Source organism: Corynebacterium sp. 13CS0277 (assembly GCF_002994655.1).
Taxonomy (GTDB): Bacteria; Actinomycetota; Actinomycetes; order Mycobacteriales; family Mycobacteriaceae; genus Corynebacterium.
Genome location: NZ_PPDL01000001.1, coordinates 87,223 through 99,199 on the forward strand (window position 1 = coordinate 87,223; position 11,977 = coordinate 99,199).

7 protein-coding genes are annotated in these 11,977 nt (G+C 64.8%); 2 read left to right on the forward strand and 5 right to left on the reverse strand.

Annotated elements, in window-relative coordinates; all coding sequences use genetic code 11:
- Positions 1 to 22 precede the first annotated feature (22 nt).
- Both C1Y63_RS00365 and rplS read left to right on the forward strand, forming a co-directional pair.
- Entirely contained in the window at positions 23 to 2,416 is a 2,394-nt protein-coding gene (locus C1Y63_RS00365) for a Tex family protein (protein ID WP_106014479.1), read from the forward strand.
- Positions 2,417 to 2,698: 282 nt separating this feature from the next.
- Complete coding sequence (gene rplS, locus C1Y63_RS00370; protein WP_106014480.1) at positions 2,699 to 3,040, forward strand: 50S ribosomal protein L19; 342 nt, start codon at positions 2,699 to 2,701, stop codon at positions 3,038 to 3,040.
- Positions 3,041 to 3,365: 325 nt separating this feature from the next.
- Here the strand turns inward: rplS and C1Y63_RS00375 are convergent, their stop codons facing one another.
- The 5 genes from C1Y63_RS00375 to C1Y63_RS00395 all read right to left on the reverse strand — a co-directional run bounded on the left by C1Y63_RS00375 (position 3,366) and on the right by C1Y63_RS00395 (position 11,754).
- Positions 3,366 to 5,042 (reverse strand): ABC transporter family substrate-binding protein, encoded by a 1,677-nt coding sequence (locus C1Y63_RS00375; RefSeq protein ID WP_106014481.1) that lies wholly within the window; start codon positions 5,040 to 5,042, stop codon positions 3,366 to 3,368.
- A 356-nt stretch (positions 5,043 to 5,398) separates the two neighbouring features.
- On the reverse strand, positions 5,399 to 7,087 hold the full coding sequence (locus C1Y63_RS00380; RefSeq protein ID WP_106014482.1) for an ABC transporter family substrate-binding protein: 1,689 nt from the start codon (positions 7,085 to 7,087) through the stop codon (positions 5,399 to 5,401).
- Between the two features lie 594 nt (positions 7,088 to 7,681).
- Complete coding sequence (locus C1Y63_RS00385) at positions 7,682 to 9,727, reverse strand: ABC transporter ATP-binding protein (RefSeq protein WP_106014483.1); 2,046 nt, start codon at positions 9,725 to 9,727, stop codon at positions 7,682 to 7,684.
- Complete coding sequence (locus tag C1Y63_RS00390) at positions 9,724 to 10,770, reverse strand: ABC transporter permease (protein WP_106014484.1); 1,047 nt, start codon at positions 10,768 to 10,770, stop codon at positions 9,724 to 9,726. Before C1Y63_RS00390 ends, C1Y63_RS00385 begins: the two co-directional genes overlap by 4 nt.
- On the reverse strand, positions 10,771 to 11,754 hold the full coding sequence (locus C1Y63_RS00395) for an ABC transporter permease (RefSeq protein WP_106014485.1): 984 nt from the start codon (positions 11,752 to 11,754) through the stop codon (positions 10,771 to 10,773).
- Positions 11,755 to 11,977: the final 223 nt, after the last annotated feature.

Here is an 11,977-nt window from a genome sequence, read left to right on the forward strand (position 1 = left end):
GGCGGTGGGTAGGATTGCTGAAATGACCGAAACCACGACCGCGTCACGAAACTTTGATGTCGCAGCGGCGATTGCCGCCGAAGCGGCACTGAACGCCGACGGTGTGCGCGCAGCCCTCGAGCTGCTCGCGGAGGGAAACACCGTCCCCTTCATCGCCCGCTACCGCAAGGAAAAGACCGGCGGCCTGGACGACACGCAGCTGCGTTTCATCGAGGAACGCGCTGAATACCTGCGCGACTTGCACCACCGCAAGGAAACGGTGCTCGCAGCCATCGAGGAACAGGGCAAGCTGACGGCGAAGCTGCGCCGCCAGATCGAGGAAACCACCACCAAGGCCCGCCTCGAGGACCTGTACCTGCCGTTTAAAAAGCGTCGCCGCACTAAGGCTGATATCGCCCGCGAGGCTGGCATCGAGCCGCTCGTTGACGAACTCATCAACCAGCCGCAGGCCACCCCGGAAGACCTCGCCGCGCGCTTCATCACCAAAGACTTCGCCGACGCGGCCGCCGTCCTGGAAGGCGCACGCAACATCCTCGTGGACCGGGTCGCCACCGACGCCGACGTCGTCGGCGAGGTGCGTGATACGTTCTTCGCCACCGGCCACGTCTCCGCGCAGGTCATCGATGGCAAGGAGAAGGAAGGCGAGAAGTTCGCCGACTACTTCCATTACGACGAACCCTTCACCAAGCTGCCCAGCCACCGCATTCTCGCGCTGCTGCGCGGCGAAAAAGACGGCGTGTTGCGCCTGAACTTCGCGGCCGGCGACGAACTCGACTTCCCCGGGCTTATCGCCCGCCGTGCCGACCTCGCAGTCGGCGAGAGCCCGTGGCTGGCGGACGCGGTGAACTGGGCGTGGCGCACCAAACTGTCGGTGTCCGCAGGCCTGGACACCCGTATGCGGCTCAAGGAAGCTGCCGAAGAAGGCGCCCTGAAAGTCTTCGCCACCAACCTGCGTGACGTGCTGCTGGCGGCGCCGGCCGGGCAGCGGGCCACCATGGGCCTGGACCCGGGCTACCGCAACGGCGTCAAGGTGGCCGTCGTGGATGCCACCGGCAAGGTGCTCGACACCACCATCGTCTACCCCCACCAGCCGCAAAAGCAGTGGGACCAGGCTGCCAAGGAGCTGGCGATGCTCGCCGCGAAGCACGGCGTGCAGCTGCTTGCCGTCGGCAACGGCACGGCCTCCCGCGAAACGATGACGCTCGCGCAGGAAGTCGCCGAACTCATCGTCGCCGCCGGCGGCGAGAAGCCCACCCCGGTGACGGTGAGCGAATCCGGGGCCAGCGTGTACTCGGCCTCCAAGATTGCCGCCGAAGAATTCCCCGATATGGACGTCTCGCTGCGCGGTGCGGTGTCCATCGCCCGCCGCCTCCAGGATCCGCTGGCCGAACTCGTCAAGATCGACCCGAAGTCCATCGGCGTCGGCCAGTACCAGCACGACGTGAATCAAACCCACCTGGCCCGCACCCTCGATGCCGTGGTGGAGGACGCCGTCAACGCCGTCGGCGTTGACGTCAACACCGCCTCCGTCGCGCTGCTCAGCCGCGTGGCCGGCATCTCTGCCACCCTCGCCGGAAACATCGTCGCCTACCGTGACGACAACGGCGCATTTCGCACCCGCAAAGAACTCCAGAAGGTGCCCCGCCTCGGGCCGAAGGCCTTTGAGCAGTCCGCCGGCTTCCTCCGCATCATGGGCGGCGAGGACCCGCTGGATAGCTCTGCCGTCCACCCCGAGGCCTACGACGTGGTGCGCCGCATCGCCGCCGCCACCGGGCTCGGAGTGGGCGACCTGATCGGTAATACCCGGCAGTTGCACCGCCTCAACCCCGCCGACTTCGCCGACGAGCAGTTCGGTGTGCCGACCGTGACGGACATTTTGGCGGAGCTCGACAAGCCCGGCCGTGACCCGCGCCCCGAATTCGCCACCGCAACCTTCGCGGAGGGTGTGCACGAGGTTGCTGATGTCACCCCCGGCATGATCCTCGAAGGCACCGTCACCAACGTCGCGGCCTTCGGCGCGTTCGTCGACATCGGAGTCCACCAGGACGGCCTCGTGCACGTCTCCCACATGAGCCGCCAGTTCGTCCAAGACCCGCACACGATTGTCCGCTCCGGCGACGTCGTCAAGGTCAAAGTCATCGACGTCGACGTCGACCGCCGCCGCATCGGACTGAGCTTGCTGCTCGACGACGAGGCGGAGGGCAGTGCCCGCGGCAGCAAGCCGCGCGGTGGCCGAGGCAAGGCCCGCGGCGAGGGCTCGTCCACCGGTGGGGAGCGCCGCGGCGGCGGCTCCCGTGGTGGGGCGCAGGGACGCCCCCGGGGCGACCGGCGCCGCGGTGGCCGCGGTGCCCAGGGTGGTTCCGAGGCTGCCGGTGGTGCGCTCGCGCAGGCGCTGCGCGACGCGGGCCTGCGTTAGCCGCCGACGCACCGTGACCGGTGGGGCCACTGTGACAAAGTTGCTGCGTGTGGCCCCCCATGCCATAATGAACCGGTTGTCTTGGTGCAGACTCTCTTCCGTCATGCCCTATACCTCGCGCTCATCGCCGCCTCGTGCGGGAGCCGCAGGTGCGGCAGGAAGATGGCTAAGGTCTGCCCCACAGGCTGCTTAATTGTCTCGGATACGAACCGGCCGAGCGCCCAGTTGAGGGAAGAGCCGCTAGGTTCCTCTGTCCTTATGCATCTGTGAAGGATTGCTTACATGAACATTCTCGACAAGGTCGATGCCGCGCAGCTGCGCGACGACATCCCGGACTTCCGTCCCGGTGACACCCTGAACGTCCACGTCAAGGTTATCGAGGGCGACAAGTCCCGTATCCAGGTCTTCAAGGGTGTTGTCATCCGCCGCCAGAACGGTGGCATCCGTGAGACTTTCACCGTCCGCAAGGTCTCCTTCGGCATCGGTGTGGAGCGTACCTTCCCGGTGCACTCCCCGAACATCGATCACATCGAGGTCGTCTCCCGCGGTGACGTCCGTCGTGCGAAGCTGTACTACCTGCGCAACCTGCGCGGCAAGGCAGCCAAGATCAAGGAGAAGCGCTAAGCTTCCCTGCCGGCACACCCCACTGCTGGGTGTGCCACAGCTCAACCCCCGGACCTTATCCACGTGTGGACGAGGTCGCGGGGGTTTCCTGTTGCTCGGGGAGCTGTCAGACGCCGCTCTGGTGCCTATGGGGTAAGGAACGGGTGCTGCCCCGGGCGTGGTGGCCCAGGGGGACGTGCCACAATGCGCACCGCCCGTGGTGGGAAGCTGGTGCCTCCCGCCACGGGCGGTGAGTGAAGTGTTGAAGGCGTCGGCTGGATCCTTGCCATTCCCCCAGAAGTCATGAGGGGCGCGAGGCGCCGCCGCATGCTGGGGGAGAAGGGGGTTACTTCTTCCAGCCGATGAGCTCTGCCGGGAACACGGCGAAGCCGGTCGCACCGACGTTGGCGATGCCTTCCTTCGTGGCGACGACGCGGGCCGGGTTGTAGTTCGGGATCAGACCGAACAGGGCGAAAACGTCCTCCTCGATCTCGTTGGCGAACTTGATCTGCTCCTCGGCGTTGTCCATCTGCTGCAGCTGACGGATCTTTTCGTCGATCTCGGCGGAGCCGGTGTCGGACTTGTTCAGCTCGGAATCGGCGAAGAACATCTGGCCCATGTAGGCAATACCGTAGGGGTCGGTGGCACCCCACGCCATCGGCAGGATGTCGAAGTCGCGGTTGCGCAGCGTCTTGGAGAATTCGGAACCCGGGCGGTTGTCGATGACGACATCGACGCCGACGTCCTTGAGCATCTTCTGGGTGGCGGTCGCCATCGCCTTGGAGACCTCAAGGTCACCGAAGAGGACGTAGGTCAGGGACAGCTTCTGGCCGTCCTTCTCGCGGAAGCCATCGGCCCCCACAGTCCACCCCGCCTCGTCGAGGATCTGTGCGGACTTCTCCGGGTCGAAGCCACCGACCTTGTCGAAGTTATCGCTGTAGCCCGGCTGGAAGGGGAACATGATGAGAGAGCCGACCGGCTCACCCTCGTAGGGCATGCCGTTGAAGACGATGTCGGTGATGGTGCTGCGGTTGATGCCGCGGGTGACGGCCTCACGCACGTGAACGTCCTTGAGCACCTCACTGTTGGAGTTCAGCACGGTCAGGGTGGTGCGGGTATCCGGTGCATCGTTGATCGCGATGCCCGGCATATCCTTCACGGACTGGTAGGACTCCTTCGCGTTGAGCGCCAGGGAGTCGATCTCACCGTTCTTGAAGGCGTTGATCGCAGCCTTGTCCTCCATGTAGCGGAAGATGCGGCGGTCGAGCTTGCCGGGCTTGCCCCACCACTTGTCGTTGCGGACGAAGACAACCTCGCCCTTGTTGAAGTCGACGTTTTCCACCGTGTAGGGGCCGGCACCCCACTCGGGGTGCAGCTGCTTGAGGTAGCTGTTGTAGTTCGCCGGGTCCTTCAACGCCGGGTGCGCCATGTCGGTGAACAGGCCGGGCCAGTACAGGTAGGGGCCGTCGAAGGTGACCTTGACCTCAAAGTTATCGGCACCGGGCTCGACGGAGGTGATCTGCTCGAAACCGTCGGTGGACTTCGGGGCGTAGGCGTCGTTGTCGCCGCGGTTGATCTCCCAGTAGGTCTGGAAGGCGGTGACATCGATCGGAGTGCCGTCGTTGAACTTGGCGTCCTTGTTGAGCTTGAAGGTGACGACGGTATTGCCGTCCACCATCTCCTCGTTCATGGACTCGATGTAGGCCTCGTTGGCGACCGGCTCACCTTCGGGGGTGAAGTAGATGAGGTGCGGGTTGTACCAGCGCCACAGGTCCGTGGTGTAGCGAGTGGAGTCAGCGTGGAAGCGGTTTTGCTGTTCGCTGAGTTCGCTGAGGCCGGTGACGTAGTCGCCGCCGTCGCGGAGCTCGTCGTAGCTGGCGGACAGGAAGTTGAAGTCCTTGTTGGCGTGGACGGTCTTCTTGTCAGCGCCCGAGTCGCCACCATCCGATGCGCAGCCGGTGAGCGCGAGGGCAGTCACTGCCAGGGCGGCGGTCACGCGGGTGCCGAGGGAACGTTGTGTCATGGTGGGGTTGTCCTCCTGAGATCACGAAAGGCAGGGCGTCGGCGGGTGGGCCGACGGGGGTCTGCCGTGCAGTCCACGACAAGGTGAGTGTGGGCGCGGGTGGGCCCACGTGTGGCTGCAATCGCATCACATCTTACAAGCTGACTGTCAGTCAGCCCACATTGTGCATCCAGGTGTGAGGTGACCTGCATCGGGTGTGGGGTTCACTCGCTGGGGTGAGGTCGGTGGGCGGTGGCGCGGGGCGCTGTCGTGGTGCCAGACGCCGACACCCCCGCAGCGCAGCCGCTGCGGGGGTGTCGGGAAAGGATCTGTGTGCGGTGCCCAGTGTGTGAACTGCAGGCGCCGCAGACGGGGCGTTACTTGGCCCAGCCGAGTTCTTCCTTCGGGAAGGAGGCGAAGCCGGTGGCGCCCATGTTGGCCAGGCCTTCCTTCTGGGCGGAGATGACCACACGGTTGTAGTAGGGCATGATGCCGTACTGCGCGAAGGCTTCTTCCTCGAGCTCGTTGGCGCGCTTGTTCTGCGCCTCCGGGTCGGTCATGGCCTGCATCTCGCGGATCTTCGCGTCGAGCTCCGGGGTGCCGGTGCCGGACTTGTTGAACTCGGAGTCAGACAGGTAGGACTGGCCGAAGTAGGCGACACCGTAGGGGTCGGTGGCGCTCCAGCCCATGGGCAGCAGGTCGAAGTCGCGGCGGCTCAGGGTACCGGAGAAGTCGGAGCCGGGGCGGGAGTCGATCTGGGCGTCGATGCCGACGTCCTTGAGCATCTTCTGCACGGCGGACGCCATCGCGCGGATGACTTCCGAGTCGGAGAACACGATGTAGTTCAGGGTGAGCTTCTTGCCGTCCTTCTCGCGGATGCCGTCGGCACCCTCAACCCAGCCGGCCTCCTCGAGGAGCTTCTTGGACTTCTCCGCGTCGAAGCCGCCGACCTTGGTGAAGTTGTCGTGGTAGCCCTCCTGGAAGGGGAAGTTGAACAGGGAGCCGGAGGGCTCGCCCTTCAGCGGGAGGGTGTTGAAGGCGATGTCGACGATGGTGTCGCGGTTGATGGCGCGCACCACGGCTTCGCGGACCTTGATGTCCTGCAGGTTCTCGGACTTCGCGTTGAGGGTGAGGATGTTGTTGGCGACGTCCGGACCCTCGGAGATGTAGATGTTGTCCATGCCCTGGATGGCCGCGTAGGAGTCCTTGGTACCTGCGCCGACGCCGTCGATCTCGCCGTTCTTGAAGGCGTTGACGGCGGCCTTGGCCTCCATGAAGCGGTAGATGCGGCGGTCGAGCTTGCCGGGGCGGCCCCACCACTTGTCGTTGCGCTTGAAGCCCACCTCGCCCTTGTTGAAGTCGACGAAGTCGACGGTGTACGGGCCTGCGCCCCACTCGGGGTGCAGCTGCTTGAGGTAGCCGTTGTAGTTCTCCGGGTCCTTGAGCGCCGGGTGGGCGATCTCGTTGAACAGGCCGGGCCAGTACAGGTAGGGGCCGTCGAAGGTGACCTTGACCTCGTAGTTGTCGGCACCGGGTTCGACGGAGGTGATGAGTTCGTAGCCGTCGGTCGCGTTCGGGGTGTAGTCCTCGGTGTCGGCGCGGTTGATCTCCCAGGTGGTCTGGAAGGCGGTGACGTCGATCGGGGTGTCGTCGTTGAACTTGGCCTTCTTGTTGAGCTTGTAGGTGACGACGGTGTTGCCGTCGACCAGCTCGGAGTCCATCGATTCGATGTACTCGGGGTTAGCAACCGGCTCGCCTTCGGGGGTGAAGTAGATCATCTGCGGGTTGTACCAGCGCCAGATGTCCGTGGTGTAGCTCGTGCCGTCGGCGTGGAAGCGGTTCTGCTGCTCACTGAGTTCGGCGAGGGCGGTGACGATTTCGCCGCCGTCTTTGAGGTCCTCGTAGGCGACCTTGTTGTAGGTGAACTTCAGGGCGTCGACGGTCTGGGCGGACGAGCTGCTCTTGTCGCCCGAGTTCTCGCCGTCGCTGGCGCAGCCGGCGAGGAACAGTGTGGATGCGGCGATGATGCTCGTCATCTTCACCGCGAAGGAGCGGTTGCTAGACATAGGGCCTCCTGGGGGTGGTCGTGGTGTTCGCGGGGCGGGGCGCTTCTGGCCGGTGTGTGGTTCCGGCGTGAGGCTGCACCCACTCGCGAACGCGTGTGATGCGAAGCATACAAGACCGTGCGGTCTACCGCATCCCTGCAGGGTGCTACTTGCGCGGCCACCCCTGTGTCATTGTGTGTGGTGCAAAGTATGCGGGCGCCCTTTGGTGGGTGGTGGGTTCTTCGCGCCGTCGCGCAGGTAGCGCATGTGCAGTCGTCCTCAGCTTGCGGTTGTCCTTTGGGGTCCGGGCGTGGGGGACATGTCGGCAGTTAGATGTCCCGCCGTGGCACCGTCGCCTCTCGCATAAAATTGGATGCCCGCGCGAGGACAGACTGAAGCTTGTCTGATGAATCGGGGGTAGATGACGGGGGTGGTGTGAGGGGCGTGGCGGGTGCTTGCCGGCGCCGTCGGGTCGTGCGCGGCACGGGCTGTGTCTGGGCACCGCACACCCCCGGGCGTGCCCGGCAGGTGTGTGCGCCCCCGGCATACGCAACGCCCCGGCCTCCCCACAGGCGGGGGAGAACCGGGGCGTTGTACTACTGCCTCAGCGGCGAGCTAGCGGTGGTGGCAGACGACCTCGTGGTCCGCGTGGTCGACCTGGTGCGGCGTCGGAGCGACCTCCTCGCAAAGGCGGCGGGCCTCGCCGTCCAGCTCCGCGTAGAGGGGGCAGCGGCCCCGGAACGCGCAGCCGGTGACCTTCTTCGTCGGGGAGGGCAGCGAGTCCTTCAACACGATGCGCTCACGGTGGCGCTCCACCTCGGGGTCGGCGACGGGGATCGCCGACAACAGCGCCTGCGTGTAGGGGTGCTGCGGGTTGTCGAAGAGCTCGTCCGTGTCGCCCTGCTCGACGAAGCGGCCCAAATACATCACGGCCGTCCGGTCGGAGATGTGGCGGATCACCGACAGGTCGTGGGCGACGATGAGGTAACTCAAGTTCAGCTTCGCCTTGAGCTCATCCAACAGGTTGAGCAGGCCCGCCTGGATCGACACGTCTAGCGCGGAGACCGGCTCGTCGAGCACGATGAGCTTCGGGTTGGCCGCCAGGGCGCGCGCGACGCAGATGCGCTGCCGCTGTCCGCCGGAAAAGTGCCCGGGGAAGCGGTCAATGTGCGCCGGGTTCAGGCCCACCAGCCCCATGATCTCGTGGATGCGGGCCGTCTTATCGCCCTGGTAGTCCAGCGCGTCGAGCGGCTCCCGGAGGATCTCCGCCACCGTCATACGCGGGTCCAGCGCCCCCATGGGGTCCTGGAACACGATCTGGATGTCTTTGCGGGCCAGGCGTCGCGTTGTCCGGTTGAGGGTGGACGCGTCGGTGCCGTTAAGAACGATGGTGGTCTCCGCCTCCGGGGCGAGGTCCATGATCTCCAGCAGGGTGGTGGTCTTGCCGCAGCCGGACTCGCCGACGATAGCGAAGCATTCGCCTTCCCGAATGTCGAAGGTGAGGCCGTTGACGGCGTACACCGACCCGACCCGGCGCTTGAGCAGCGCGCCCTTCATCAACGGGAACGTCTTCGTCAGGTTCTTCACGTCGAGCACCGTGGAACGCTCCTCGCGCGGCACGTCCGCCAAGGGTTGCTCCGGCAGCTCCGGGGTGGGGAAGATCGGCACCCCACCCAGCATCCGGTCAGCGATCTCCGGGGCGCGCACGCACGCGGCCGCGTGCCCGGGCGACAACTCCACCAGGCTGGGCTCCGTCGCCCGGCAGGCGGCCGTAGCGATCGGGCAGCGGGGTGCGAAGGTGCACTCGTCGGGCAGATTCACCACGATCGGCGGGTTGCCCTCAATCGTGGTCAGCGCCGTCTTCTCCTTGGTGGTCACGTTCGGGATCGAACCCAACAAGCCCACCGTGTACGGCATCCGCGGCTCGCGGAACAGGGTGCCGACCTCCGCCTGCTCGACGGGGCGGCCAGCGTACATCACCATGACATCGTCGGCCGTGCCGGCGACCACACCCATGTCGTGGGTGATCATGATCGTCGCCGCGTTGGTTTCCTGCTGCGCGACCTTAATGAGGTCGAGGATCTGCGCCTGAATCGTCACATCCAGCGCGGTGGTCGGCTCGTCGGCGATGAGCACCTTCGGCTTGTTCGCAATCGCGATTGCAATGACGACGCGTTGGCGCATGCCGCCGGAAAACTCGTGCGGGAAGGCCTTGGCCCGCCGCGCCGGATCCGGAATGCCGACAAGATCCAGCAGCTCCACCGCTTCATCCCAGGCCTGCTTGCGGCTGACCTTTCGGTGACACTGGATCGCCTCCACAATCTGGGAGCCTACGTCGAACACCGGGGTCAGGGAGGACAGCGGGTCCTGGAAGATCATGCCGATCTCGTTGCCGCGGATCTTCGACATCTTCTCGTCCGACAGGCCCAAAATCTCCCGGCCGGACAACTCCACGCTGCCGGTGATGTTCGCGTAGGTCGGCAACAGGCCCATGATCGCCATGGACGTTACCGACTTGCCCGAACCCGACTCGCCCACAATGCCGAGCGTCTTGCCCGGGTACAGGTCGAAATTCACGCCGCGGACCGCGTTGACGGTACCCGCCTCCGAGGGGAAGGAGACGTTGAGGTCGCGGACGGAGAGGACGGGGTGCTGGCTCATGCTTTACCTCCAGCAGAAGAGTTCGGATCCAGGGCGTCGCGCAGGCCGTCGGCGATGAACGCCATCGACACCGTCAGCAGCGTGAGGACAGTGGCAGGGAAGTAAAACTCCCACGGGGACGACTCCAAAGCGCCCGCGCCCGTCGACAGGAGGGTGCCGAGGGACACGTCCGGAATCTTCACGCCCAAGCCCAGGAAGGACAGGCCGGTCTCGCTCATCACGGTCGACACCACACCGAGGGTGAGGTTGATGACGAGCAGGGAGCCGATGTTCGGAATCATGTGGCGGGCCAAAATCTTGCCCGAGCTGACACCCATGTAGCGGGCCGCGCGGACGAACTCCCGCTCCCGCAGCGAAATCGACATCGACCAAATCACACGCGCCTGGTAAATCCAGCCGAAGGCGATGAGCACCACGATGAGCAGCTTCCAGTCACCGCCGGAGCCCGACACCATCAGCGCGATGATGAGGAAGGAGGGGATCACCAGGAGGAAGTGGATCATCGCCAGGATGGCGCGCTCCGGCTTACCGCCCCACAGGGCGGCCGCCGTTCCCACAAACGCGGAGATCAACGTCGTCGCGAACGACACGAGCACCGCAATCGTCAGCGATCGGCCCAGGCCATGAATGACCATCGCATAGAGGTCGTTGCCGGAACTCGACGTGCCGAACCAGTGCTCCGCACTCGGCGGCTGGCTCAGCGCCAGGAAGTCCGGGTCGTCGTACGCCCACTGGGTGGTGTACTTGCCGAAGATCGCCAGCAGCGTGAGCAGGCTGAAAATGATCAACCCGACCACGGCCATCTTGTTGCGCAGCAGGCGCTTCGTATACAGCGTCAGCTTGCTCATCGGCTTCGAGCCGAGGGACTCCTCCAAAGGATTCTCCAGGTGCTCGACCACCTCGGTCTCCGTCGCGCCCGCGGGAGCGTTCTGGCTCGTCACGTTCGACTGGGCGGTGAGATCCGCGGTGGGGGCGGCGTAAGGAGCCACCTGCTCGCGGCGGTCCTCCACGTAGTCGCTTGTCTTCTTCGTTGGCTTCGCCATTTAGCTCACCCTCACGCGGGGATCGAGGAAGACCACCAGGAAGTCCGACAGGATCGCGCCGATCGCCGTCATCGCCGCACCGAACGCGGCGACGGCGACGACGCCGTGAATGTCGTTGCGGTTGATGGTCTGGATGAAGTACTGGCCCATGCCCTGCCAGCCAAAGATCGTCTCCGTCATCACGGCACCAGTGAAGATGCCCGGGATGGAAAACGCCACCGTGGTGGCCACCGGAATGATCGAGGTGCGCAGCGCGTGGCGACGCACCGCCTGCGCGCGGGTCAGGCCCTTGGCGCGCGCGGTGCGCACGTAGTCGGCATCAATGTTGTCCAGCAGGATGGAACGCTGGAGGAAGTGGTAGCCCGCGTAGGAAATGACCACCAGCGACACGGTCGGCAGCACCAGGTGCTGGGCGGTGTCCACGATCGTGTTCCACACGCCCTCCACCCCGATGGAGGAGGAGCCGGTGACGTAGAAGATGTTCTTGCCCGCCGACTTGTTGATCTTGATCGCAGCCCACACCACGATGAGGGTGGCGACAACGATGTGGATGTTCATCGTGATGATCGACAGGAACTGCCACACCCGGTCGCCCTTTTTATACTGGCGCGACGCCGTGTAGACGCCGACCGAGACACCAATGACCACGGACAGAATCGTGGCGATGAGCATGAGCTCGGCGGAGACCCACACACGGTAGGAGATCTGTTCGTTCACACTGTCGCCCAGGGGGGACTTGCCCCAGTCCCAGTGGAGGATGATGTTGCTCAACCAGGTCCACCACCGGTCAAGCAATGGTTCCTTGTTATTGAGGTTGAGGGGGGTCAGGATGGCATCGACGCGTTCCTCGGGTACGGGTGGCCGCCGCTCAGCGTAATTGGAGCGGGGGTCAAGAAACGACGATGCCAGGAAGTACGTGATGTTCACGGCGAGGAAAATCATGCCGATCCAACTCAACGTCTTCTTGAGCAGGTACTTGATCATGGCTGGTTCTTTAACTTAGGTCGGGTCGGCGGCAGGAACCCCGGGGCCCTGTGCGCAGGGGCCGGGTCGGCACGTTGGGTGTCGTGCGGTGATCCCGTCAACGAGACTTTAAGACTGTGTGTCTGCTCACAAGATACCGTTGTGATGGGGTGAGGTGAAAACCGGCAGCGGGCGCACCATTGACCCATACGTGCCAGCGGCAGTGTGCCCCTGGTCAACGTTC

Coding starts and splice junctions, on each gene's coding strand:
- C1Y63_RS00365 (WP_106014479.1), top strand. CDS start 23: ATGACCGAAACCACGACCGCGTCACGAAACTTTGATGTCGCAGCGGCG.
- rplS (WP_106014480.1), top strand. CDS start 2,699: ATGAACATTCTCGACAAGGTCGATGCCGCGCAGCTGCGCGACGACATC.
- C1Y63_RS00375 (WP_106014481.1), bottom strand. CDS start 5,042: ATGACACAACGTTCCCTCGGCACCCGCGTGACCGCCGCCCTGGCAGTG.
- C1Y63_RS00380 (WP_106014482.1), bottom strand. CDS start 7,087: ATGTCTAGCAACCGCTCCTTCGCGGTGAAGATGACGAGCATCATCGCC.
- C1Y63_RS00385 (WP_106014483.1), bottom strand. CDS start 9,727: ATGAGCCAGCACCCCGTCCTCTCCGTCCGCGACCTCAACGTCTCCTTC.
- C1Y63_RS00390 (WP_106014484.1), bottom strand. CDS start 10,770: ATGGCGAAGCCAACGAAGAAGACAAGCGACTACGTGGAGGACCGCCGC.
- C1Y63_RS00395 (WP_106014485.1), bottom strand. CDS start 11,754: ATGATCAAGTACCTGCTCAAGAAGACGTTGAGTTGGATCGGCATGATT.